This window comes from Dysgonomonas sp. ZJ709, assembly GCF_011039195.1.
Taxonomy (GTDB): Bacteria; Bacteroidota; Bacteroidia; order Bacteroidales; family Dysgonomonadaceae; genus Dysgonomonas.
Window position 1 is genome coordinate 66,940 of sequence record NZ_JAAKEM010000003.1, and the last position, 25,066, is coordinate 92,005.

Annotated in this window: 19 protein-coding genes; 11 read left to right on the forward strand and 8 right to left on the reverse strand. The window is 35.9% G+C overall.

Annotated elements, in window-relative coordinates; all coding sequences use genetic code 11:
* Positions 1-36 precede the first annotated feature (36 nt).
* Positions 37-1,668 carry a peptide MFS transporter gene (locus G7Y56_RS03655; RefSeq protein WP_165041183.1) on the forward strand — a complete coding sequence of 544 codons (1,632 nt, stop codon included), beginning with the start codon at positions 37-39 and terminating at the stop codon, positions 1,666-1,668.
* A 5-nt stretch (positions 1,669-1,673) separates the two neighbouring features.
* Here G7Y56_RS03655 and G7Y56_RS03660 read toward each other — a convergent pair whose 3' ends face one another.
* On the reverse strand, positions 1,674-2,549 hold the full coding sequence (locus tag G7Y56_RS03660; RefSeq protein ID WP_165024728.1) for a helix-turn-helix transcriptional regulator: 876 nt from the start codon (positions 2,547-2,549) through the stop codon (positions 1,674-1,676).
* 339 nt (positions 2,550-2,888) lie between these two features.
* On the opposite strand from G7Y56_RS03660, the gene G7Y56_RS03665 reads away from it, so the two are divergent.
* Positions 2,889-3,464: a superoxide dismutase gene (locus G7Y56_RS03665; protein ID WP_165041421.1), complete on the forward strand. Its 576-nt coding sequence runs from the start codon at positions 2,889-2,891 to the stop codon at positions 3,462-3,464.
* 83 nt (positions 3,465-3,547) lie between these two features.
* Complete coding sequence (locus G7Y56_RS03670; RefSeq protein ID WP_165041184.1) at positions 3,548-4,336, forward strand: hypothetical protein; 789 nt, start codon at positions 3,548-3,550, stop codon at positions 4,334-4,336.
* Here the strand turns inward: G7Y56_RS03670 and G7Y56_RS03675 are convergent.
* Together G7Y56_RS03675 and G7Y56_RS03680 are read right to left on the reverse strand one after the other, a co-directional pair.
* Positions 4,324-4,944, reverse strand: a complete 621-nt coding sequence (locus tag G7Y56_RS03675; RefSeq protein ID WP_165041185.1) for an EcsC family protein — start codon at positions 4,942-4,944, stop codon at positions 4,324-4,326. The two genes, G7Y56_RS03670 and G7Y56_RS03675, sit on opposite strands and share 13 nt — an antisense overlap.
* Positions 4,945-5,062: 118 nt before the next feature.
* A complete protein-coding gene (locus G7Y56_RS03680) occupies positions 5,063-5,569 on the reverse strand; it encodes a peroxiredoxin (RefSeq protein WP_165024734.1) in 507 nt (168 codons plus the stop codon).
* Positions 5,570-5,857: 288 nt separating this feature from the next.
* Here G7Y56_RS03680 and G7Y56_RS03685 point away from each other — a divergent pair, with 288 nt between their 5' ends.
* From G7Y56_RS03685 to G7Y56_RS03705, 5 genes are all read left to right on the forward strand, one after another.
* On the forward strand, positions 5,858-6,310 hold the full coding sequence (locus G7Y56_RS03685; RefSeq protein WP_255498630.1) for a YbaN family protein: 453 nt from the start codon (positions 5,858-5,860) through the stop codon (positions 6,308-6,310).
* Between the two features lie 114 nt (positions 6,311-6,424).
* A complete protein-coding gene (locus G7Y56_RS03690; protein WP_165041186.1) occupies positions 6,425-6,742 on the forward strand; it encodes a DUF3467 domain-containing protein in 318 nt (105 codons plus the stop codon).
* Positions 6,743-6,921: 179 nt separating this feature from the next.
* The gene (locus G7Y56_RS03695) at positions 6,922-7,149 is read left to right on the forward strand and encodes a DUF4492 domain-containing protein (RefSeq protein WP_165024738.1); all 228 of its coding nucleotides are present in this window, start codon (positions 6,922-6,924) and stop codon (positions 7,147-7,149) included.
* 25 nt (positions 7,150-7,174) lie between these two features.
* On the forward strand, positions 7,175-8,722 hold the full coding sequence (locus tag G7Y56_RS03700) for a cytochrome ubiquinol oxidase subunit I (protein ID WP_165041187.1): 1,548 nt from the start codon (positions 7,175-7,177) through the stop codon (positions 8,720-8,722).
* A gap of 45 nt (positions 8,723-8,767) precedes the next feature.
* Positions 8,768-9,916 (forward strand): cytochrome d ubiquinol oxidase subunit II, encoded by a 1,149-nt coding sequence (locus G7Y56_RS03705; protein ID WP_185153981.1) that lies wholly within the window; start codon positions 8,768-8,770, stop codon positions 9,914-9,916.
* 76 nt (positions 9,917-9,992) lie between these two features.
* Here the strand turns inward: G7Y56_RS03705 and G7Y56_RS03710 are convergent, their stop codons facing one another.
* Both G7Y56_RS03710 and G7Y56_RS03715 read right to left on the reverse strand, forming a co-directional pair.
* The gene (locus tag G7Y56_RS03710) at positions 9,993-12,119 is read right to left on the reverse strand and encodes a S46 family peptidase (RefSeq protein WP_165024743.1); all 2,127 of its coding nucleotides are present in this window, start codon (positions 12,117-12,119) and stop codon (positions 9,993-9,995) included.
* A gap of 41 nt (positions 12,120-12,160) precedes the next feature.
* On the reverse strand, positions 12,161-13,657 hold the full coding sequence (locus tag G7Y56_RS03715; protein WP_165041188.1) for an oligosaccharide flippase family protein: 1,497 nt from the start codon (positions 13,655-13,657) through the stop codon (positions 12,161-12,163).
* A gap of 217 nt (positions 13,658-13,874) precedes the next feature.
* Here G7Y56_RS03715 and G7Y56_RS03720 point away from each other — a divergent pair, with 217 nt between their 5' ends.
* Both G7Y56_RS03720 and hemW read left to right on the forward strand, forming a co-directional pair.
* Positions 13,875-15,680, forward strand: coding sequence for a long-chain fatty acid--CoA ligase (locus tag G7Y56_RS03720; protein WP_165041190.1), 1,806 nt, complete (start codon positions 13,875-13,877; stop codon positions 15,678-15,680).
* A gap of 14 nt (positions 15,681-15,694) precedes the next feature.
* On the forward strand, positions 15,695-16,825 hold the full coding sequence (gene hemW, locus G7Y56_RS03725) for a radical SAM family heme chaperone HemW (RefSeq protein ID WP_165041192.1): 1,131 nt from the start codon (positions 15,695-15,697) through the stop codon (positions 16,823-16,825).
* A 12-nt stretch (positions 16,826-16,837) separates the two neighbouring features.
* Here the strand turns inward: hemW and G7Y56_RS03730 are convergent, their stop codons facing one another.
* From G7Y56_RS03730 to G7Y56_RS03740, 3 genes are all read right to left on the reverse strand, one after another.
* Positions 16,838-17,410 (reverse strand): hypothetical protein, encoded by a 573-nt coding sequence (locus G7Y56_RS03730; RefSeq protein WP_165041194.1) that lies wholly within the window; start codon positions 17,408-17,410, stop codon positions 16,838-16,840.
* Complete coding sequence (locus G7Y56_RS03735) at positions 17,407-18,564, reverse strand: iron-containing alcohol dehydrogenase (RefSeq protein ID WP_165041196.1); 1,158 nt, start codon at positions 18,562-18,564, stop codon at positions 17,407-17,409. Before G7Y56_RS03735 ends, G7Y56_RS03730 begins: the two co-directional genes overlap by 4 nt.
* Before the next feature lie 90 nt (positions 18,565-18,654).
* Complete coding sequence (locus G7Y56_RS03740) at positions 18,655-21,069, reverse strand: TonB-dependent receptor (protein WP_165041198.1); 2,415 nt, start codon at positions 21,067-21,069, stop codon at positions 18,655-18,657.
* A gap of 236 nt (positions 21,070-21,305) precedes the next feature.
* Between G7Y56_RS03740 and dnaE the strand changes: the two genes are divergently transcribed.
* Positions 21,306-25,058, forward strand: a complete 3,753-nt coding sequence (gene dnaE, locus G7Y56_RS03745; protein WP_165041200.1) for a DNA polymerase III subunit alpha — start codon at positions 21,306-21,308, stop codon at positions 25,056-25,058.
* The last annotated feature ends 8 nt before the right edge of the window (positions 25,059-25,066 follow it).

Below are 25,066 nucleotides of genomic sequence, written 5' to 3' on the forward strand. Positions count from 1 at the left end.
ATTTCTTATTTTTGAAAAACACATCTAAAACAATATATGACAAAGAAAGTAAGCGCCCACCCAAAAGGATTAAAATATTTGTTCTTCACCGAAATGTGGGAACGTTTCGGTTATTACCTCATGTTGGGTATCTTCCTTCTTTATTTGAAGGATGCCGATGGACTGAGTCTTTCGCCTGCAAGTGCCGCCGATATAGTAGGAACTTATCTGGGATTAGTTTATCTGACACCCTTTCTTGGAGGTTTGATTGCTGATAAATTATTAGGTTATCGCAAATCAATATTATTGGGAGGAATCCTTATGTCAGCCGGTTACTCCACACTTGCCATACCGGGCGAAACAGCTATGTGGATCGCTATATTACTTATTATTGTCGGAAATGGTTTCTTTAAACCGAACATATCTACATTACTGGGAAATCTATATGCCAAAGATGAATACAAAGGCAATAAAGATGCGGGATATAGCATTTTCTATATGGGAATAAACCTTGGAGCTTTCATTTGTAACTTCATAGCAGCATATATGCGCAATAATTATGGATGGGGATATGCCTTTTTAGCTGCAGGAGTAGGAATGCTTATAGGTATCATTATATTCTTATCCGGAACACGTCACATAAAAGAAGGGGACATAATTAAAAAATCCGAGAATTCGGGTTCCGATATTGGTAAAGTATTGCTGTATGTATTTGTTCCCGCCATTATTTGCGGTGGTATAGGATGGCTCATACCCGGCAATATATTTGGTTCAGACTCGAATGATGCTTTTCTTATAGGAACTATTCCTGTAATTATATTCTACGCGTCATTGATATTAAGATCGCCTAAGCATGAGCGTCCACAGATAAAAGCTTTGTTAGCGATATTTGCTATCATGATTGTATTCTGGGCTGTGTTTAAACAAAATGCCACAGCATTAACCACCTTTGCCGAGAACTATACAGAACGCTCTATAAGTCCCTCTATTGCTGACAAAGCAAATGCGCTTGGCTTTGTAGAAAACATTACTTATAAAAAGGATTCAGTTATCTTACTTGACAGTAAAATGGCAACGATCATAGACGAAAATGGTAAAGTAATGAAAGGTATTGATTATCCTTACTATTATAAAAATACAGCCACAGCCAAATTACCACAAGATGGAGAATCTACAAGCCTTATTTCTACCGAAATATTTCAATCGGTAAATCCTTTTTTTATCATAATACTTACACCTCTGGTGCTCAGCATATTTACATTTTTACGACGTAAGGGTAAAGAACCTTCTACTCCGGCCAAAATGGGATGGGGGCTGCTAATAACGGGACTATCGTCATTAGTAATGGCTTGCGCCGTGATATTTACAGATATTTATACAGACAAAGCGTCCGCTCTATGGCTTATTTGTACTTATGGAGTGCTTACAGTTGGAGAATTATTAATCAGCCCGATCGGCCTATCTCTGACATCTAAAGTCAGCCCTAAAAATATCACATCATTTATGATGGGGGGATGGTTTCTATCAACCTCGATAGGAAATAAACTAAGTGGAATGGTCGCCGGCTTGTGGGATTCTTTCGATAATAAAGCCTATTACTTCTTAATGAATTTTACGGCTTGCCTTGTGGCAGCTATTGCTATTATGCTTCTAGTAAAATGGTTGAGAGGAATTATCCAGCAACATTAATCATATTATAATTCAATCTCGTCAGCAGAAATATATCCATGCGTGATACAATAGAATATAAGTCCGGAAACAGTCTTTATCCCTAATTTGGATGTGATATTCTTTCGATGCGACAAAACTGTATTCAAACTGATATTCAGTTTGTCGGCTATTTCTTTATTTAGAAAACCCATAGCAACAAGGCGAAGCACATCTAACTCTCGTTGAGAGATTGCAGCTTTATCTGCTTTCTGTGAACTGTCATTAGATATTAGGTCTTGCCAATCATCAACACCCGATTCTACTAAATCGGCTATCATTGGTTTAAGTATCTTCTCCCTGATTCTATTATGCCTATATAAGTCTTTTTCTAAACTGTCTATCGAAAATATTACAGCGTAGCACATATTCTCGTTGAAGTTTCCTGAAAGATGTTTTATAATAATACTTTTAAGATCGACAAGTAAGGCTAGGGGAGTTTCTCCTTCTACCATTCCTTGTTCTATCTGACTGATAAGCTCATTCTTGAATTTGAAAAACAAACGACCGATCAATTCTAATTGCTTGTTATTAGGATCGCTCATGGCGATGAAAGCATGCATATGTTTTTCTAAATTATGCAGTTGACCTTTCACCATATACATATCGGTTTGTTTTAAGTATCCTACGACTAGCTCTATATCAAACTTTTGCAATATACGCTCCGGAAAATATTCTTCATTAAGGTAGGTATTTAGAATAGCAAGGAAGAAATCGGCATTAATATCCGATACCTTACATATCTCACCAATTGTTCTATCACCCAATCCCAGTTTTATACCAAATCGGTTTAGAACAGGTATCAACTGATGATTTTCTTCTATTACTTCTGACAATACGGATGCTTTATCTAAAAATATCATAGCATTAGGTGCCTTATATAATTATGTATGTCACAAAGGTATATAATTCTGCAGAATATATTTTATGGAATGAAATAAAAATAGAAAATAAATAGACGTTATCTATTGATAATGAGTAGCGCATTAGTATTATCAATGAAAGTTAAAGATAATCTATATTAATTATGACCGAAAAAGTAAACAAATCCGGATTGTATTTGTTAATTTAGTACATTCATTTAAGAAATTATGTTTATGAAAAGAACAATTTTGACATGTATAATGCTTTCTGCTCTGACTGTATGCGGAGTAAAGGCTCAAGATATAAACAATACTAATAATAATCAAAAAACAAAAGCTATGAAATTTGAATTACCTAAGTTGCCTTATGCAACTAATGCTTTAGAACCAGTTATCAGTCAACAAACTGTAGAACTTCACTATGGTAAGCACTTTCAAACATATATTACAAACCTGAACAACCTTGTACCAGGAACTAAGTTCGAAAATGCTGACATAGAAACAATAGTAAAAGAAAGCGATGGCGCTATATTTAATAATGCCGGACAAATTCTTAATCATACAATTTATTTCGAAACATTCTCTCCAAAAGGAGGCGGTGAACCTAAAGGCAAACTAGCTGACGCTATAAATGCTGAATGGGGTTCTTTCGAAAACTTCAAAAAAGAATTTAATACAGCTGCAACAGGCTTATTTGGTTCGGGATGGACATGGCTTGCCAAAGATTCGGCAGGTAAATTGCAAATCACTAAAGAACCAAATGGCGGTAATCCTGTAACAAAAGGCTTAACTCCACTTTTAGGATTTGATGTTTGGGAACACGCATATTATTTGGATTACCAAAACCGTCGTGCCGATCATCTTACTGAACTGTGGAAAATTATTGACTGGAGCAAAGTAGAAGCTCGTTATTAATAACATTACTTACTTAGATAGAAGAAGCAACCTCTCGGGGTTGCTTTTTTGTTTATATTTGTATCATATATAAAGTTACAGAGATGAAAACGAATGTGGCAATATTAGGTATAGACCTTCAGAATGATTTTACATCACCTACCGGGTCGTTATTTGTAAAAGGAGTAGATAGCGATATGGAAAGAATAGTAAGTTTCATAAATAAAAATCAAGCTAGAATCGACTATGTAGCCCTTACTCTCGACTCGCATCAACCAATACATATAGCTCACCAATGCTATTGGAAAGATAAAGATGGAAACACTCCCTCTCCATTTACTACTATATCATTAGACGATGTTAGTAATAGTCGTTGGATACCGCAATATAATAAAGAGCTAGCTATTCCCTACTTCGAAAAACTTACAGAAAAAGGGGAAGTGTGTACAATATGGCCAATGCATTGTATTTTAGGTAGTGAAGGTTGGGCTATAAACAAACATCTTATCGGCTGCTTATCTACTTGGGCAATCTCCAACAACAAATTTTACGAACTATTCTATAAAGGTTATAATCAATCGACAGAGCATTACAGCATATTTAAGGCAGCAGTAGAGTGGGAGGGACAACCAGAAACCAGTCTCAATACAAAACTGTTATCTCTGCTAAATTCTTATGATGAAGTTATATTAGTCGGTGAAGCTGCCGACTATTGTGTAGCTAACTCTCTAAATGACATATTGGATGAATGTGATGAATTGGCAAAAAAGATAGTTGTGCTAACTGATTGCATGTCATGGATTAACCCCAATAATAAAAGAGCAGAATTGATATTTGAAAAAGCGATAAAACAAGGTGTAAAATTTAAATTATCAACAGATTATATCTTATAAACTTCGACAACTTCTATAGATTGACTATCCTTGTCAATAAAAATATTTTTAGCTACTTTACCTATAATTTTTGTAGATATACCATCGAAAGAGCCACCAATTATACCGCCTAAAACAGGAATTGCCTTTCCTATATTAGCCGCAGTTTTCTCTCCGGCATTAGTGGATACAACCTTTAGACTGATTTTTTGAAGTACTTTTGTCAGAACTTTCTCTCCGGATCTTATACTTAAATCTTTCAAAAGCTCTTTTGCCCCATTACCTGCCATACTGATATAAATTAGCGATTTCACTTTATCACTCGTTATATCATAACCTCCCATATAAGCTATCGCTGCAATCATTCTCACTTGCACATAAATCACACTGGCAACATTCGCGGGAACTGTTAAAGGCATTACTGTTACACCTCCTAATCCTGTAACGAAGCCACTGGTTGCAGCTTTTGCTACCTGCCATTTTATGAGAGAATCTACTTGATGGCTAAGAGTCCCTTTTTGCTCTAAATAACTATTGGCTAAATCATAGGCCGAGTCAACACCGGTAAAACCGACAATTGCTTTTGAGTATGCCCAGTCTAATGTTTTTGAAATCAACCCTTTTCCCATATTATGCTTTGTTTTGTAGTAATTGTTTTATCTTAAAGTACCAAATAAAATACAAGGTATAAAGAATAAAGCGTTTCACTTCGAAAAATGAAACGCTTTTAATAAATAGTAAATTTAATTAATTTTCTTTCAGCAATTGATCTAATTGGTTGGCTGTTAAATTCATTGCAACAACTACTCCATTCTCATCGATCAAGTAGTTTCTGAATCCTTTTTCCAATTGGTAACGGTTGAACAGGTCTGTATAAACATCTCCTTTAGCCATAAACTGATATTCTTCAGTTATTTTGTCTATAGCTACTGTTTTTTCAAAAACAGATTCACTTTCATCGAACGATACTGATACCATTTTCACCGGATAATTTTCTTTTTCAATTACATTCGAAAAAAGAACGTTATTCTTGTGAGAATAGGCATCGTAAGCCGCCCAGAAGTTTACCAATACTTTTTGTCCCCTTAGATCAGACAAACTAATTTTTGTTCCTGATACGTTTTCTAAATTTTGTATATCAGGAAACAGGTTTCCCGGATAAATACCTTCCGAAAGCCTAGAAGTTCTTGTTGTATTCGACGATAAACTTATAAAGACCACGCCTACAATCAAGAAGTACTTCAAATACTTCATAAAATAATCATTAGGTTACCACTAAAGCCGATTTCCAATTCCTCACAGAAAAGAAACAGACCCTCCCAATTTTTGGGAACAGAATAACTACCTCTACTCTTAGAGCAATATATCATCCTGCATTTTTAACGGCGCAAATATACTACATTTTTTACACTCTGGCAAGCAATTAGTTAAAATGTAATGTTATAGATAATTAAGATGAGTTATAGATAATATAATTCACTGTTTTTTCATTACTTTGCTTTTCCTTTACTGATAAGGGATTTCGAATATAAATAAGTAATTATGCTGAAGTATATATACATATCATTGGGGTTGATAACTTTAACATTGGGTTTAATGGGAATAATAACTCCCGGTTTACCAACGACACCTTTTATACTACTCACAGCTTTCTTATTTGCCAAAGGATCGCCAAAATTGCACAAAAGACTATTAAATAATAAACTCACTGGTCACTATATCAATCGGGTAAGCGGAGGCTTAAGTGTAAAAGCCCGAATTATCTCAATAGCCTTTATGTGGTGTATGGTCTGTATTACTGCATTCTTGATCTTCGATTATGGGAAGATGCGGTTTATAATGATAGGCTTAGGGGTAATAGGAACTATAGCTCAATTAATAGTGCTTAGAAAAAGAAAAGCTAAAGTTCAGCCAATAGAAGTCGAGATACAAAATGGCAATATAGAAAGAACGGTTTACAGTATAAAAGCAGAGGTTACGGCTAATAAAGAATAATAATATAATAGTGCTTTAAAATATCGTTTTTATATTTTGTTTTTATAACTGATTTTCTTTCCTTTGTGTAGAAACCATTTATTAAAGTAAATTTGAAAAACATTTAAGAATTCAATGGAGAACAATAGAGATAACGAAAATCAGATACAAATAGAACTTCCCGAAGATATTGCACAAGGTACATACTCAAACTTGTCTATAATATCACATTCTTCATCTGAGTTTGTTATTGATTTTATAAGGGTAGTTCCGGGATTACCAAAAGCAAAGGTACAGTCGCGAATAATATTAACGCCCGATCAGGCAAAACGTTTGCTACATGCGTTGAATGAGAATATCAAGAGATATGAAAAACAAAATGGGCATGTAGACATTGACAATGCAGAAGGTTTTCTCCCTCCGATGAGTAATGGTCCGATAGGAGAGGCTTAAGATATATTTTTATAATTTTACACACAATAGAGATTATACATTCCTAAGAGTTAATATATTACAATACAATATATTAATTTTTGTATCAAAAAAACAAAAGATATGTAAACAGCTGTTTACATACGGTTTGTGATAAATATTACTAAGTACAATAGATATAACTAATAAACTGAATAGATATGAGCGAAACATTACCTAAATTCAACTTCTTCACTATGTTTCGAGATGGCTTTAAAAGCATGACGATAGGAAAAACATTATGGACTTTGGTGATTATAAAACTGATTATCATGTTCTTAATTCTGCGTCCATTTTTCTTTCCCAATTTCTTGAATTCAAAGTTTGACGATGCTAGCAGCAAGGCTGACTATGTAAGTGAAGAACTAATAAATAAATCAAAAGACTGATATCATTAACTAATACTCAATGTTTATGGAATTATTGAATGCATCATTAATAGACTGGTCTAGAGCCCAGTTTGCAATGACAGCAATGTATCACTGGTTGTTTGTGCCTCTTACTTTAGGACTAGGGGTTATCATGGCGATCATGGAAACAATGTATGTTCGTACAGGTAACGAGCAGTGGAAAAAAACCGCCAAATTCTGGATGGTTATTTTCGGTATCAACTTTGCAATTGGAGTTGCAACAGGTATTATACTTGAATTCCAATTCGGAACCAACTGGTCCAACTACAGTTGGTTTGTAGGTGATATCTTTGGAGCACCATTAGCTATCGAAGCCTCATTAGCCTTTTTTATGGAAGCCACATTTATTTCAATCATGTTCTTCGGATGGAAACGTGTGGGTAAAAAAGCCCATCTTGCTGCCACCTGGCTTACAGTACTAGGAGCTACACTATCGGCTCTATGGATCCTTATCGCTAATGCATGGATGCAATATCCAGTAGGCATGGAATTTAATCCAGATACTACACGAAATGAAATGATTAACTTTTGGCAAATTGCGTTATCACCTGTAGCCATCAATAAATTTTTCCATACCGTATTATCTTGTTGGATATTAGGTGGAGTTTTTGTAGTAGGTGTATCAGCTTGGTATTTCATCAAGAAGAGAGATATCGAATTTGCAAGACAAAGCATGAAAGTAGCTGCCGTCTTTGGATTAGTAGCTTCTTTATTAACAGCATGGACAGGTCATGGATCAGCTTATCAAGTTGCCCAAAAACAGCCTATGAAGCTTGCTGTGATGGAAGGCCTTTACGAGGGTTCACATGGTGAGGGTCTTATTGCAGTAGCAATACCTAACCCCGATAAAAAATCATATAATGACGGTATTGAACCATATATTTTCGACATAAAAATACCTAAGGCTCTTTCGCTGATGGGATATAATGATTTCGATGCATTTGTTCCCGGAATAAAAGACATAGTAGAAGGTGGTTATGAACTACCCGAAGGAGGTAAGGCACTATCTTTTACTGAAAAACAAACTAAAGGAAGAACAGCTATTCAAGCTCTTGCTGATTATAAAATAGCCAAAAAGGCTGGCAACGAAACAGAAGCAGCCCGATTTAAAGAAGTATTACGTGAAAACTATGCTTATTTTGGCTATGGCTATTTAGAAACTCCTGAGCAATTAATACCTAATATACCAATGGTATTTTGGGCTTTCCACATTATGGTTTATTTAGGTGGATATTTCATTTTATTATTTACAGCAGTACTATTCTTCTTATATCGAAAAAATCTGGAGTCTAAAAAATGGTTTTTATGGACATGTGTATGGTCTATACCACTCGCATACATTGCCGGACAAGCAGGATGGATAGTAGCAGAAATGGGCCGTCAGCCTTGGACTATACAAGATGTTTTGCCCGTTCAGGCCGCGGTTTCAGCCATATCTACCAACTCTGTGATAATAACATTCTTCCTATTCCTTATTCTATTTACAGCTCTGTTGATTGCAGAGATTCGTATTATGTTAAATCAAATAAGGAAGGGTCCGGGATCTCACTAATATTAAGTGTAAATCAGATTTTTAAATAAATAAAAAGATATAATTATGATTACATATTCATTTTTACAACATTATTGGTGGTTCTTAATTAGCTTGATTGGTGGACTCCTTTCCTTCCTTCTCTTTGTGCAAGGAGGACAATCGATGTTGTTCTCACTAGCCAGAGATAAAAAAGAGCGCCATATATTAGTAAATGCTTTAGGACGTAAGTGGGAATATACATTTACTACTCTTGTAACATTTGGTGGAGCTATGTTTGCTTCATTCCCACTATTTTATTCTACTAGTTTCGGTGGAGCATATTGGGTATGGATGGCAATTCTGTTTTGTTTTGTTATACAAGCAGTATCTTACGAATTTCAGTCGAAACCGGGCAATGTTTACGGAAAAAGAACGTATCAGGTTTTCTTATTCTTAAATGGATTACTTGGTACTTTTTTACTAGGAACCGCTATTGCTACATTTTTTACCGGTTCTGAATTTACTGTAGGAAAAGGAAATATTACAGATTTGATTAATCCTACAATCAGCCGTTGGGAGAGTGCATGGCACGGATTAGAAGCATTAGCTAATCCCCGTAACTGGACGCTTGGGCTTGCAGTTTTCTTCTTATCCAGAACCTTAGCTTGTTTGTTCTTTATCAATCGTCTGCAAGATGAGAAGTTGGTATCAAGAGCTCGTAAACTTCTAATGTTTAATGCATTTCCATTTGTTCTATTTTTCTTAGTATTTGTTATCTGGACATTCGCATCTCCCGGATTTGCTGTAGATCCTGAAACCAAAGAAGTGTCAATGGTTCTCTACAAATATTTCAATAACTTACTAGAAATGCCAGTGGTTGGAATATTATTTGTTGCAGGTGTTTTATTGGTTCTTCTAGGGATCGGTAAATCAATAATCAGCAGCGAATATAATAAAGGTATCTGGTTTTCAGGGATAGGAACAGTTTTGACAGTATGCTGCCTGCTTCTTATAACAGGTTTCAACAATACAGCTTTCTATCCTTCAACCCACGATTTGCAAAGCTCTCTTACAATCGAGAATGCTTCTTCAAGTGAGTTTACTCTTTCAGTTATGGCTGTAGTATCTATTCTTGTACCAATAGTACTGGGATATATTATATATGCATGGGGAGTAATGGAGAAAAAACCTTTCGATGTGAAAGACTTCGAAGATGATGGACACGTTTATTAATTAATCGTTCTTTAATTTATAATAAAAAAGACCTGCAATTTCTTGCAGGTCTTTTTTATTATATATGATTGTGCTTTTATTTCACAATCTTCAATTCGTTTATAATACGAGGACATTTCATTACTTTATCTATTGTGTAAAGTACATAACGAATATCTACGCTGATGGTACGTTGTACCTTTGGCTCAAATACAATATCACCGCTTAGAGCCTCCCAGTTACCATCGAAAGCTAATCCGATAAGTTGCGCCTGGCCATCGAATACAGGGCTACCCGAATTTCCTCCTGTAATATCATTATTAGAAAGGAAGTTTACATGCATAGTACCGTCTTTATCTGCATATTGACCAAAATTACCTGATCTCAAATTATCAAGAATGTACTCTTGCACACCAAATTCAGGATCACCGGCCACTTCCTTTTCCAATACACCTTCCGATGTCGAGAAATAATCGTAGTACACTGCATCAGCAGGCTTATAACCACCTACAGAACCATAACTTAAACGTTGAGTAAAGTTAGCATCTGGAGAGAAAGCTTTATTAGGCTCCATTTCCATCAATCCAGCCATAAACAAACGATCGCCTTGGCTCATTGCAGGATAATAAGGAGACAACTTATTGTATATATACTCCATGCATGATGTTAGCGAATTAGCAAGCTCAATAGCAGGATCTTTTTCTATATCTTTCTTTTTACCACTGCTGATTAAAGCAATTACATCTTCCAAATTTGTAAACTTAGTTGTTTTATAAAACCATTCTGCATACTTATCATAATCACCTTTGAATTTTTTCTCAATAGTTTTATATACACTTGGTAAATTCGCAGCCGGAACTCTTTCTGCATACAGTCTAAGCAATACAGGCATTACTACTTTATCCAAGTTAGGCTCATAATCTTTGTAAGGAGTAGTCAACCTTCCTCTCAATGAGGTCTCCTTATTTGTAATTGTACTATCGTTACTCACATAATATGCAGTGCTCGCAAAACGGACAACCTCAATACCATTGTAGAAAGTCTCCTGAAAGTAAGTACGTATCTTAGCATCATCCATAGTTGCCTCGTATGCTTCTTTTAGCGCGGGAAGTGCCGAACCATATTTAGTTTGCCTGCTTGCATCTGAAGCAATCCACTGATTGAATCGGGCTTCAAGCTCTTCTTTTCCTTTTATTACATCTAGCTTAGCAATAGCTTCATTCATCCCCATTGCATTTTTCCAATAGTTAGAGCTACCTGCATATTTCGATGCATATTTTATACGAATTGCGTCATCAGCATTCATTGCTGCTCTCCATATATCTTGTTTTGCTCCACGAACTTCGATACGTGGTTTATGCTCCGATTCAACCATTTGAGTAATACCCCATGATGTCATATAGCGTTCTGTACTTCCGGGATAGCCAATAGTCATTGCATAACTATTGTCCTCATACCCCTTCAATGAAACAGGCACTGAATATTTAGGTTTGTAAGGTACATTTTCAGCACTGTAATAAGCTGCACCATTATCTTTATTGGCATATACACGAAATACTGAGAAATCGCCTGTCTGACGTGGCCACATCCAATTGTCTGTTTCACCCCCAAATTTACCGACAGATGATGGCGGAGCAAATGCCAATCTCACATCTTTGAATACTTCATAAACAACCACATAATACTTGTTGTGTGAATAGAAGGGTACTACTTTTGCAGTTAAAAACTCATTACCCTCATATTGTTTCAAATACTCTTGCGATAATGAATCTATTTTAGTTTGGCGCACTTCTTCACTATCATTTTCCGATACTCCGGCTGTAACATAGGCTGTTATATCTTCTACTTTTTGTAAAAACGACACAGACAAACCATCTGCCTTCAACTCTTCATCAAACGTTTGACTCACAAAGCCATCTTTCAAATAGTCATGCTCTACCGAACTCAACTTCTGAATGGCACCATAACCACAGTGGTGATTAGTGAAAATCAATCCCTGATCGGATACAGCAACACCTGTACAGCCTCCGCCAAATATTACAACAGCATCTTTTAACGATGGATTTGTTTCACTATAAATACTATCCGTAGGAAATGTGAAACCCAGCTCTTTCATTCGAGCTACACTCAATTCATTGAGTTCTTTTAATAGCCACATCCCTTCATCAGCTTTTACCGAAAAAGCTAAGAAGAAAATAACTATCCCTAAAAATAATTTTCTCATTTTAGTTTATTATAATTTATAAATATTGTATTTCAATTGTGTTACTTTCTAAAGTACTTATTGATAATAGGTATTTGACTTAAAGGCAAATCTCGCTTGATAATAATTACAGTAAATATGATTAGTAATACTGTACGGTATAGTAATCGTAAAATCTCATTCTCAATATACAATTGAGTTCCTGCCAGATAAAATACCAAGGTCAGTATGGTATAAAATCCGATCACTTTTACGTTATATTTTATAGGATAATACTTCTGACCAAAATAATAGGAGATAGACATTATTATCAGGTTACAGAAGAATGTAGCCCAAGCACTGGCTACATAGCCATATATAGGTACAAATATTATATTTATGAGAACGGTAATAATACAACCGAATATGGAAAAGCTTGCTCCAAAATGTGTTTTATCGGTAAGTTTATACCACACCGATAAATTGAAATAGATACCAAAAAATATCTCACCCATCATAGCTATAGGGACAATATCAACACCAGCCCTGTATCTTTCACCAACAAAATATTTCAATATATCCATGTAAAATGTTACACCCAAAAATACCAATAAAGCAAATATGATAAAGTATTTCATTGCCTGTGCATACGATCGAGTATTGTCTTTATCTTTATTCTGTGCAAAAATAAAAGGTTCGTAAGCATAACGAAATGCTTGCGTAAACATAGCAATAACCAAGGTGATTTTCAAACAAGCACTATAAATACCTAATTGACTAAAAGCTTCATCCTTATCGTCAAATATATAAGGATAGGTCAATTGTGCTACAGCCTGATTAATAACACCTGCAACACCTAATATTAGTAGTGGATATGAATATTTTAAAATGCGCCCGAGTAACTGTTTATCAAAGTTATATTTGAATCCCATCATATTAGGAACTAACATAATAAGAATGATAACAGTGCTAATCATATTGGCTAGGAATATATACCCTATGCCATAATCAAGAACGTAGAACCAATCGATCAACGATGGATATGATGTGTATATTGACGGGCAAATAACAAGAAAAAACACATTAAACAGTATATTGAAGAAGATAAATGCCAGCCTTACTGTTGCAAAACGTATTGGTCTTTTTTTATAACGCAGATAGGCGTAGGGAATCGTCATGAATGCATCTAAAGCCACCACAATAACCATCATCAATATATGTTCGGGATGATCGGTATAGTCCATCCACGAAGAAATAGGACCAATAAATATAAAGCAGGAAAGTATAAATAGAAGAGAACTTGTACCTAATGATATCAAAGATGTTGAATATACAGTTGTCGAATTCTCATCTTCTTTATTCATAAAACGGAAGAAACCCGTCTCCATACCATATGTAAGCAATACCATAAAGAGAGCCGTAAAACCATATATATAACTGACTTTCCCATATTCGATAGGATTGGTAAAAATATATACATGCAATGGCGTCAAGCACCAATTAAGAAAGCGACCAACAATACTGCTCAATCCGTAGATCGCCGTATCCTTCGCCAAACTTTTCATTTTACCCTCTGCCATAGATCAATTATTTGCCTACAAAAGTAATATATATAATTTGGAATAATATTAATTTGAGAATGAAGTTGACAATCAATCTTTAACATTATTGACGATATTACATAATACGCATAATTGACCAGACAACAGGTGCCTAATCAACTATAAAAAACCGTTATACTTGACAGTTTTATCATATTAAAATCTAACTTTGCGATATATTAATAGGTAAACAACCATGAATTACTATCATTTAGCCGTGCTTGTGCACAGACAAGCTGCCAGATATGGCAAACGTACAGCCCTTAAGTATAGAAACAGCGTTGAAAAGAAATGGAAAAATATTTCTTGGAAAGTATTCTCTAAGACAGTTCAAAAAACTGCTTGGGCAATGGCTGAACTAGGTGTAAAAGAAGAGGATAGAATCGGAATTTACTCCCAAAATATGGCGCAGTACTTATTCACTGAATTCGGTTCGTACGCGAATAGAGCCTCCAATGTCCCTATTTACGCGACTTCGTCACCGGCACAGGTAGAATATATAGTAAATGATGCTCAAATAAAATTATTGTTTGTTGGTGAACAATTTCAATACAATAATGCTTTCAAAGTACAGCAAGACTCTTCTGTATTAAAGAAAATCATTGTTTTCGACAATGCTGTCAAATTTCATCCAGAAGATAAGACATCTGTTTATTACGACAATTTCATAGCTACAGGCGAAAATTCGGATGCAGAAGTATTGGTCAATGTTCGTACAAAGTCAAGACAAGAAACTGATATCGCATGTATTATATACACATCGGGAACAACAGGCGAACCCAAAGGTGTAGTTCTTCCTCACTCATGCTTTTTAGAGCTCTTCCGTATCCATGATATACGACTGCCAATGGTTACGAACAAAGATCTTTCGATGAATTTTCTACCTCTCGCACATATATTCGAAAAGGCGTGGTCATACTATTGTATTCACAAAGGGGTGACTATAGCAATGAATCAAGATGCGAAAGAGATACAAAAATCGATAAAACAGGTACACCCTACACTAATGTGCAGTGTTCCTCGTTTTTGGGAAAAAGTATATGCCGGAGTTAGTGAGAAGATAAACTCATCCAAAGGCTTTATGAAATGGTTGTATACCGATGCTATAAGAGCCGGCAAAAAATATAATCTGGATTATAAAAATAATGGAATCAAAATTTCGACAGGAACTAAGATTAAATTTCATATCTATAACAACACGGTATTCAGAGTATTAAAAATGGTTGTAGGTATCGAAAGAGGAAACCTTTTCCCTTGCGCTGGTGCGCCCATTTCAGATGCTATCTGCGAATTCCTTTTATCTGTAAATATCCCTATCATTGTTGGTTATGGACTAACCGAGACATCTGCTACCGTTAGTTTTTATCCACCAAAAGGATTTATTATAGGTTCGGTGGGAACTATAATGCCTGGTGTAGAAGTAAAACTAGGAGAGGGTGACGAGATTCTGGTGAAAGGTAAAACAGTATTAAGAGAGTATTATAATAAACCGGAAGAAACAGCGAAATCATTCACCGAAGATGGATTTTTCAGAACAGGTGATGCCGGACGATTTGAAAATGGCGTGTTGTACATGACTGAACGAATAAAAGATTTGTACAAAACATCTAATGGTAAGTATATAGCTCCTCAGGCTATTGAGACACGTGTAGGCGAAGATAAATATATCGACATGATTGTCGCCATTGCCGACGAACGCAAGTTTGTGAGTGCTCTTATAGTTCCTGACTACAAAGCTGTAAAAGAATATGCAGATGAAAACAGTATTCCTTATGAAGAAGAGGAAGATTTACTTACCAATAAAGACTTTCTTCGAATGCTCGATAGCCGCATAGAGTTATTGCAAGCACATTTTGCTCCTTACGAAAAGATAAAGAAATATACCCTTCTTCCTGAACCACTCACTATGGAAAAAGGCGAACTGACAAACACTTTAAAGGTTAAGCGTAAGTTCGTTGCAGAGAAATATAAGGATATAATCGATAAAATGTATCAAGAATAAGTCTCACTAAAAAGATGGCAGCCATTTATATTCACGTTCCTTATTGCAAAACAAGATGTATCTATTGTGATTTCTTCACTCAGACTAATACATCTTCAAAAACAGGATATATTTCTGCTGTTGCTAAAGAAATAGAACTTCGCAAAGATTATCTGGGAAAAGAACCGATAAAGACTATCTATTTTGGAGGAGGAACACCCTCTCAATTATCAGAAGATGATTTCAAGCATATATTTGAGGCTATTAATAATAGCTTTGAGGTGATTCCGAATGCGGAAATTACCATGGAAGCCAATCCCGATGATCTGAGTGAATCATATATTTCGATGATTCAGTCATTACCATTCAATAGGCTCAGTATAGGAATACAAAGCTTTAATGACAAGGAACTCAATTTCTTAAAAAGGCGACATTCGGCACAACGAGCAAAAGATGTTGTCAAACTCTGTAAACAAGCTGGTTTTGATAATATAAGTATCGACCTGATGTATGGACTTCCCAATCAGACAATGGATATTTGGATGAATAATCTGGAAGAAGCTATATCGCTTGATGTACAGCATATATCATCTTATCATCTTATATACGAGCAAGGAACTAAACTGTTCAAGTTGTTCAAGCAAGGCGAAGTAATGCCTGTAGCCGAAGATATGAGTGTAGATATGTTTTCCGTAATGATAGATAAATTGAATGATGCCGGATTTGAACATTATGAGATATCTAATTTTGCTAAAAACAATCTGTATGCAAAACATAATAGTTCGTACTGGCTAGGGGAAAAATACCTAGGCTTGGGACCTGCTGCGCATTCATTCGATGGACAAAATCGTGCATGGAATATAGCCTCCATATCCAAATATATAGCAGGTATTGATAATAAGAATCCCGATATTGAAATTGAATATCTCGACCCGACATCACAATACAATGATTTCATACTCACAGGTCTGCGCACCATGTGGGGTGTTAATTTAGCAGAGGTTAAAAATCGTTTTGGTGATAAAATGCTGACTTACTGTTTGAATAACGTGCAAAGATATGTCGATCAAGACTTTGTCAAAAATGAGAATAGTATATTAAAGCTAACACGCGAAGGTATATTTATATCGGATGGTATAATGAGTGATTTGATGTATATCAAATAACATAGAAAGTTTCTAATCCCCATTTTTCAAATCAGCCCAAATTCCTAGCTTTTTGTTTCGGGCATATAATTCTGCCACCTTAACTTTTTCAATAAAATCATTGTACGTTTCCTTATCTATTAATATCCGGGTATCAGAATCCTTAGATTCGGCTTTACCTTCCTCACTATTTGTTCGTGGGCGTAACATTGTACCTCCCGGACAAGCACCATTACGCACAAGATAAATATTCAATGTATCTGAACCTTGCATAACCCAACAATAGATAAGCTTAGAGTTAGGATTATTAGTAGTGATTGGTGATATGGATGAGACAGAAGTAACAACAGCTGAAGGATGTTTCTTTATCCAAGTATTTACTAAACTGTCAATATTATTACTGCGAGGAGACCTAAAAAAACCTGTTCCCAATAATGTATATGTATTATTAGGTTCCGATTTTTTAGCACCAAATATCGATTCGAAACTAAATTCAGATATTTTTGCGTATTTATTATAATCAAATTGACCAAAGCAATTATTGCTGATTATTAAAGTAATAATCAGCAACAATATATAATAAAGCTGCTTCGAAGCTTTTATCATAATCTCAGTCTGAGTATTTCTACTACAACATCCGATGTTATATTTTTGCACTCACCAAGTTTCCAACCACGTTCAATAAAACGTTTCTCCACTTTTTTAATTGCGTCTTCACCCAAACCGTAATCCGATAAGTGAGTCTTATTTCCCATTTGCTCAAAGAAACCTTCTACTGCTGCAATCGTTTTATCTATTAATTCGCTATCAGAAGTAGCTTGTAAGCCAAATACTTCTTTACCTAGTCGTTTTATTTTTTTCGCTTTCTGGTCTTTCAATCTTGTCATTACACCCGGCAGTACAATTGCCAGAGTCTGAGCATGATCCAAACCATAGAAAGCAGTTAGCTCATGACCAATCATATGGGTAGCCCAATCTTGGGGTACTCCGCACGAAATCCAGTAATTTAATGCCCATGTAGAAGCCCACATCAGATTTGCTCTTACATCATAATCCGTAGGATTCTCCAATGCCTTAGGGCCTTCCAATACAAGCGTTTTCAATATAGCTTCCGACATTAAATCTTGCAGTAACGAATCTCCTTCATTATAAGTCAAGTATTGCTCTATTACATGTATGAAAGCATCTACCACACCATTAGCAATCTGACGAGGAGGCAAACTAAATGTTACAGTAGGGTCAAGAACCGAGAATTTAGGAAATACAAGAGGAGAGGAGAAAGCCAGTTTTTCCTGAGTCGCAGCTTTGGTTATTACACCGCCATCATTCATTTCAGAACCTGTAGCCGAAATCGTCAACACGGTGCCAAATGGTAAAGCTTTCTTTATTTCGAGTCCTTTAGATAATATCTGCCAAGGATCACTGTCATCGAAGCATGCTGCTGCAACTATAAATTTGGTAGCATCTATAACAGAACCTCCACCAACAGCCAAAACATAGTCAATATGTTTCTCTTTTATCAAAGCCACAGCTTTCATACAGGTTTCGAAATGTGGATTAGCTTCTATTCCCGAAAATTCTGTGTATTCGAAAGAAGAAAGAGCATTTATAACCTGCTCATATACATTATTTTTCTTGATACTACCTCCACCGTAAGTAATAAGAACTTTACTGCCTGCAGGTATTTCACTTGTAATATTTTTGATTGTATCTTTTCCGAAGATTATTTTTACAGGATTTGTAAATGTGAAATTGTTCATTGATTTTTTATTTAGAGAATATATCTATTTAGTAAGAGTAAAGTTATACTTTTTTTCTCTCGAAGAATCTACGTTTTGTATTAAAACAGCTTAAAAGTCGGCAAGCAACCTGATATTCAATTGTCTACCTGTTAAATAATTAGGAATAGCGTATTGATTAGAATAAACGTCTGTAATCCAATAATATGTGTTTACATTTTTTATATCGAACAAATTAAATACATCTAAGCCTAGCCATACATTTTTGAATACTTTGCAAAACGAGTTCTTATTTCTAATGGCATAATTTTCGCCCAGAATCTCCCACGAAAAACCGATATCCGCACGCTTATACGCAGGTGCACGAAAATAACCATCACTGAAACTCTTATTTGGCGCAGCAAATGGCAATCCATCAGAGAAAGCACCCCTAAAACTCATCTTTATACGATCATAACCCGGAAAATAATCTTGCAGATAAACTGATATATTATAACGTTGATCAGTAGGTAGTGGCGTTTTTATACCATTTATATCTTGTCGAGTTTTCATTAGCGATAAACTAATCCAACTGCTGGTTCCTGTTACAAATTCACCATACAACTGCATATCGATTCCTGTTATATAGCCAGTCCCTTCATTTTCACCTGAATATCTAACCCTTACATTATCTATTGTATAAGGTATTACATCAGATAAACGTTTGTAGAATAATTCACTCGAAAATTTAAAAGCCCGCTCACCGGATTTAAAATGATAATCACTACCTAATATAAAATGTTGCGATTTTTGAGATTTAATATCCTTATTCGGTACTATAACATTATTCCCTTCTACATCTACCACTTGTTGATACTCACGATAAAATGGAGCCTGATAATATGCACCTCCTGCCAAACGGAAAGTAAAGTTTTCGTTAGCAGCAGGTATAAATAACAACGCAAGACGTGGACTTACCAACAGTTCGTTATTAAAATCCCAATAACTGGCTCTTAAGCCGGCATTGAGTGTAAATAATCCTCGATCAGTATTAAACTGATATCTTTCTTGTAAATATCCTGATATACGTGTAGAATTGACCTTATTATTTGATTTAAGATTGGAAAACATATTTACCGTGATGCCATCGTTGGGCAGTGAGTAGCCTGTAGAATCACGCATTTCCCATTCGCTGATGCGGTCTTTGATTTGCTCTTGCTGAAATGATAATCCCCATTTTATGAGATGTTTATCAAGTTTTAAACTACCAAAATGAGTGATATTATATACATCAATATCCAGTTTATTGCGGGCATGATTGTGATAAGTACCTATCCCAAGAAGATTATTCGTTTCACTATCAGAACCATCTAAAGTATTGATTTCGGTAAGTCTATATCGACCTTCTATATCAAATCGTTCGTGTTCATCAGATGAGAAAGCTGAAGACATAATACCTAGTTCCAAATTATCATTTATCTTTCCTTTCAAAGTTAAAGCTCCTTGGTAAGTTATAAACTTATCATCTTCCCATCCATCAAAAAAGACTTTAAAGTTTCTCAATCGCTCAACTGTCCCGAAATTGGTTGAGCGTGTCTGAGGAGTAAACTGGTAAGCATTACGTGAATAATTCCCTAAAAAACTAATGTCCCATTTTGGAGAGAGGCTATATGTCATATATGATTGCAAATCGAGGAACGAAGGGTCATACTCAGCTCTTGTATCAGTAGTATTCAATACCGATCTGGTATTTTTATACCTTACACTAGTCATTTGCGAAAAAGTATTCGTTGCATTACCAATATATACACTACCATCCATTAAACTGGCTCCAACTGATCCTTCGAACCGCTGTGGTTTTTTGTATTGAACATCTAAGACAGAAGACATTCTATCACCATATTCGGCATTATAGCCACCGCTCGAAAAAGCCACCGACTGCACCATATTAGGATTGATAAAACTTAAGCCTTCCTGTTGTCCCGAACGAATCAATAGTGGGCGATGTATCTCTACACCATTTACATAGATAACATTTTCATCGAAATTACCACCCCTTACTAAATACTGGGAACTCAATTCATTCGTAGAACTAACCCCTGAAAAAGAAAATAACAAAGACTCTATGCTGCTATCCAATAAATAGGATCGACGTTTAGGATCGAATACATCTACAGTCATATTCAGCATCCTGCTTTTCCCATCCGCGTTTATTACTACCGATTCAAGATTCTGATCAGCATCTTTCATTATAACATTAAGATTTATATCTTCGGTCAAGGGTGGAATAGTAAGGTAGATCGTTTGGAATCCAATTGATGAAAATATTATTTTAACAGAATCTTTAGTGATTATATTTAATGAATACTCTCCCTTATTAGTAGTAAAAGTCCCATTCGTTTGACCAATATCCTTTGAAGAAACAGATACATGCGAAAGAGGCTTTTTATTTGCATCATATACAACTCCGCTAATTTTTACCGATTGAGCAAAAAATGAAAGGGAAATTAATATAAGTGTAGTAAGTAATAAGCTTTTCTTTATCATGTAATATGTCTATAAGTACCAGCAAATTTATAGATATATTTTTGCAGCGGCAAACATCTACTTATTTTAATATGTTTTAGCAAGAAGTAAGCGCTATTTTTTATCATCTTAGGCTATCTTTGTATAGCTGCTTACTTTATATAAATAGCTTATTGTTGAAAACTCTTCGATAGTTTTCTTCTAAAAGATATGATCTCATTGTATCTTTATAACTTCTATAATTACTGAAATATAACATGAATAATTTTGTACATCTACACGTCCATTCGCAATATTCGCTGCTCGATGGTCAGGCAAGTATATCTAAGCTTATAGACAAAGCCTCAGGTGATGGTATGAAAGCCATTGCTCTTACCGATCATGGTTCTATGTTTGGTATCAAGGAGTTTTATAACTACGCCAATAAGAAAAACTCTAAATATAACAGCAAAATAAAAGAGCTAAAAGCCGAAATCAAAAGCATTGAAGAATCGGAAGATTCTGAAAACAAGACCGGACAAATTGAGGCTCTTAGAACACAAATAAAAGAAGAGGAAGCAAAGAGATTCAAGCCCATTTTAGGCTGCGAATGCTATGTAGCGCATAGAGGACGTAAACTCAAAGAAGGTAAACCCGATATGAGCGGATGGCATTTAATCGTATTGGCAAAAAACCTGCAAGGCTATAAGAATCTTATTAAAATGGTTTCGCAGAGCTGGACAGAGGGTTATTATATGCGCCCACGTATAGATAAAGAGCTTCTCGAAAAATACCATGAAGGGCTGATTATATCTTCGGCCTGTTTAGGAGGAGAAATCCCAAAAAACATTATGGCAGGCAATACGCAAGGAGCCGAAGACGCCGTGCAATGGTTTAAAGATTTGTTTGGTGAGGACTATTATATTGAGCTGCAACGCCACAAAACCAATCGTATAGATGCCAATAGCGAAGTATATCCTTTACAGGAAAAAGTGAATATAGAGTTGATAAAAATTGCCCAAAAGATGGGTGTAAAGATTATTGCAACCAACGATGTTCACTTTGTAGAAGAAGAAGATGCTGATGCACACGATCGTCTGATATGCCTGAGTACAGGTAAAGATTTCGATGATCCGAAGCGTATGCGCTATACAAAGCAAGAGTGGTTAAAAACTACCGCCGAAATGAACCAGCTGTTTGGTGATATCCCCGAAGCCCTGACAAACACACTCGAAATAGCGGATAAAGTAGAATATTACTCCATCGATTCGGATGCCCTGATGCCATTCTTTACAATAGATGAGTCATTTGGAACAGAAGAAGGCTATAAGCAAAAGTTGACAGAAGATGACCTAATAGAGGAATTTGGAAAACAAGCCTACAAACGTCTGGGCGGATATGACAAAGTAATAAGGATTAAACTGGAATCGGACTACTTAAAATATCTGACAATGATTGGCGTTGAAAAACGCTATGGAAAAGAACTGGATCCGGAAACAGCCGAACGAATCGATTTTGAACTGGATGTCATGAAAAAGATGGGATTTCCCGGTTATTTCCTTATCGTACAGGATTTCATTAACGCTGCCCGAACAATGGGTGTAGCTGTTGGACCGGGTCGTGGATCGGCAGCCGGATCGGCTGTTGCATACTGTCTAGGTATAACGGATATAGACCCTATTAAATACGACTTACTATTTGAGCGTTTCTTAAATCCCGATCGTATATCGATGCCCGATATCGATATCGATTTCGATGATGATGGACGAGGCGAGGTCTTGAAATGGGTAACAGAGAAATACGGACAAGAACGTGTGGCTCATATTATTACATATGGTACAATGGCTACTAAATCAGCTATCAAAGACGTAGCTCGTGTTCAAAAATTGCCTTTATCAGAATCGAACAGATTAGCAAAACTTGTACCTGATCGTATTCCTGATAAGAAGAAAGTTACCCTACGCGATGCTATAGAATATGTACCCGAGCTAAAAGAGGCAGCCAACAGCCGCGATCAGATAATGAGTGATACGCTCAAATATGCTCAAATGCTCGAAGGCAATGTACGGAATATAGGAGTACATGCCTGCGGTATTATTATCGGACAGGATGATATATCTAATGTTGTACCGGTAAGTACGGCAGAAGATAAAGAAACAGGTGAAAAAATACTCGTAACTCAATATGAAGGTTCTGTAATTGAAGAAACAGGACTTATCAAGATGGACTTCTTGGGATTAAAAACATTATCAATCATCAAAGAAGCTATTGAAAATATAAGACATACTACAGGCGAAACGATTGATATAAGCACCATTTCTCTCGAAGATACAAAGACTTACGAACTTTATAGCCAAGGCAAAACAACAGGAACATTCCAGTTTGAGTCGGCAGGTATGCAAAAATATCTGAAAGAACTGCAACCAACCAAATTCGAAGACCTGATTGCGATGAATGCCTTATATCGTCCGGGGCCAATGGACTATATCCCATCATTTATTTCTCGTAAACACGGCAGGGAAGAAATATCATATGATATACCTATCATGGAACGATATCTCGATGATACATATGGCATTACGGTATATCAGGAGCAAGTCATGTTATTGTCGCGCCTTCTTGCTGATTTCACTCGTGGTCAATCGGATGAACTCCGTAAAGCAATGGGTAAGAAATTGATAGACAAAATGAACGCCCTAAAAGAGAAGTTTATCGCTGGAGGTACCAAGAATGGCTACGAAAAGAAAACTTTGGATAAGATTTGGGCTGACTGGGAAAAATTTGCATCCTATGCCTTCAACAAGTCGCATGCCACATGTTACTCTTGGGTTGCTTATCAGACAGCTTGGTTAAAAGCCAATTATCCATCAGAGTACATGGCAGCAGTATTATCCCGAAATCTATCGAATATTACTGAAATCACAAAATTCATGGACGAATGTCGCTCCATGAATATGAATGTATTAGGACCAGATGTGAACGAATCGTTTCTTAAATTTTCCGTAAATAAAGCAGGAGATATCCGTTTTGGAATGGCTGCCGTAAAAGGAGTAGGGGGCGGTGCTGTAAACGATATATTGGAAGAAAGAACAAAAAATGGGCCTTTCAAAAATATTTTCGACTTTGTAGAACGTGTAAATCTTAGTACATGTAACAAGAAAAATATAGAATCCTTAGCTCTTGCAGGAGGATTTGATGGATTTCCTGAAATAGACAGAGAACAATTCTTCGGTGTAAATACTAAAGGAGAAACTTTTATTGACCAACTTGTCCGCTATGGAAACAAGTATCAGGCAGATAAAGACCAAGCAAATAACTCTTTGTTTGGTGATGATACATTTTTCGAAATTGCCCGCCCCGAGATTCCAACCATCGAAAAATGGTCTGACTTGGAGCGTTTGAATAAGGAGCGCGATCTCATCGGTATTTATCTATCAGCCCATCCACTCGATGAATTTTCTATTATCCTCAAATACGTATGTAATGTAGGTATGAGCGAGATAGAAGATAAAGACGCGCTAAAGAATAAAGATGTAACAATCGGAGGGTTGGTTTCGAGTGCTCGCGAAGGAATAACCAAGAATGGCAAACCATTTATGATCATTCGCATAGAAGATTTTACAGGAAGCGGTGAAATACCTCTATTTGGCGATGACTACATCAATTTTGGTAAGTATGGTCGCCCGGGATTATATGTCTTAATAAAAGGACGTGTGCAGGGTAGAAGGTATGACGCGAATCAAATGGAGTTCAAAATAAACTCGATACAACTACTCCCTGATGTAAAGGATCATTTAATTGAGAAACTAACTATAGTACTCCCTTTACATGATATGAATAGTCAAATGGTGGAAGAACTATCGACATTGACCAAGAACAATCCGGGAAATTCATTGTTATATTTTGAGGTAGTTGATGGTGAAAGGAATATGAAAGTAGAACTTTTTGCCAGAGGTCTCAAAATCGATGTAAAACGGGAACTAATTGATTATCTTATAGAAAACGAGAGCTTTGTATTTAAAGTGAACTAGAAATTTGA

Coding starts and splice junctions, on each gene's coding strand:
- G7Y56_RS03740 (WP_165041198.1), bottom strand. CDS start 21,069: ATGATAAAGAAAAGCTTATTACTTACTACACTTATATTAATTTCCCTT.
- G7Y56_RS03670 (WP_165041184.1), top strand. CDS start 3,548: ATGAAAACGAATGTGGCAATATTAGGTATAGACCTTCAGAATGATTTT.
- G7Y56_RS03690 (WP_165041186.1), top strand. CDS start 6,425: ATGGAGAACAATAGAGATAACGAAAATCAGATACAAATAGAACTTCCC.
- G7Y56_RS03715 (WP_165041188.1), bottom strand. CDS start 13,657: ATGGCAGAGGGTAAAATGAAAAGTTTGGCGAAGGATACGGCGATCTAC.
- hemW (WP_165041192.1), top strand. CDS start 15,695: ATGGCAGCCATTTATATTCACGTTCCTTATTGCAAAACAAGATGTATC.
- G7Y56_RS03660 (WP_165024728.1), bottom strand. CDS start 2,549: ATGATATTTTTAGATAAAGCATCCGTATTGTCAGAAGTAATAGAAGAA.
- G7Y56_RS03695 (WP_165024738.1), top strand. CDS start 6,922: ATGAGCGAAACATTACCTAAATTCAACTTCTTCACTATGTTTCGAGAT.
- G7Y56_RS03710 (WP_165024743.1), bottom strand. CDS start 12,119: ATGAGAAAATTATTTTTAGGGATAGTTATTTTCTTCTTAGCTTTTTCG.
- G7Y56_RS03730 (WP_165041194.1), bottom strand. CDS start 17,410: ATGATAAAAGCTTCGAAGCAGCTTTATTATATATTGTTGCTGATTATT.
- G7Y56_RS03680 (WP_165024734.1), bottom strand. CDS start 5,569: ATGAAGTATTTGAAGTACTTCTTGATTGTAGGCGTGGTCTTTATAAGT.
- dnaE (WP_165041200.1), top strand. CDS start 21,306: ATGAATAATTTTGTACATCTACACGTCCATTCGCAATATTCGCTGCTC.
- G7Y56_RS03700 (WP_165041187.1), top strand. CDS start 7,175: ATGGAATTATTGAATGCATCATTAATAGACTGGTCTAGAGCCCAGTTT.
- G7Y56_RS03735 (WP_165041196.1), bottom strand. CDS start 18,564: ATGAACAATTTCACATTTACAAATCCTGTAAAAATAATCTTCGGAAAA.
- G7Y56_RS03665 (WP_165041421.1), top strand. CDS start 2,889: ATGAAATTTGAATTACCTAAGTTGCCTTATGCAACTAATGCTTTAGAA.
- G7Y56_RS03675 (WP_165041185.1), bottom strand. CDS start 4,944: ATGGGAAAAGGGTTGATTTCAAAAACATTAGACTGGGCATACTCAAAA.
- G7Y56_RS03705 (WP_185153981.1), top strand. CDS start 8,768: ATGATTACATATTCATTTTTACAACATTATTGGTGGTTCTTAATTAGC.
- G7Y56_RS03655 (WP_165041183.1), top strand. CDS start 37: ATGACAAAGAAAGTAAGCGCCCACCCAAAAGGATTAAAATATTTGTTC.
- G7Y56_RS03685 (WP_255498630.1), top strand. CDS start 5,858: ATGCTGAAGTATATATACATATCATTGGGGTTGATAACTTTAACATTG.
- G7Y56_RS03720 (WP_165041190.1), top strand. CDS start 13,875: ATGAATTACTATCATTTAGCCGTGCTTGTGCACAGACAAGCTGCCAGA.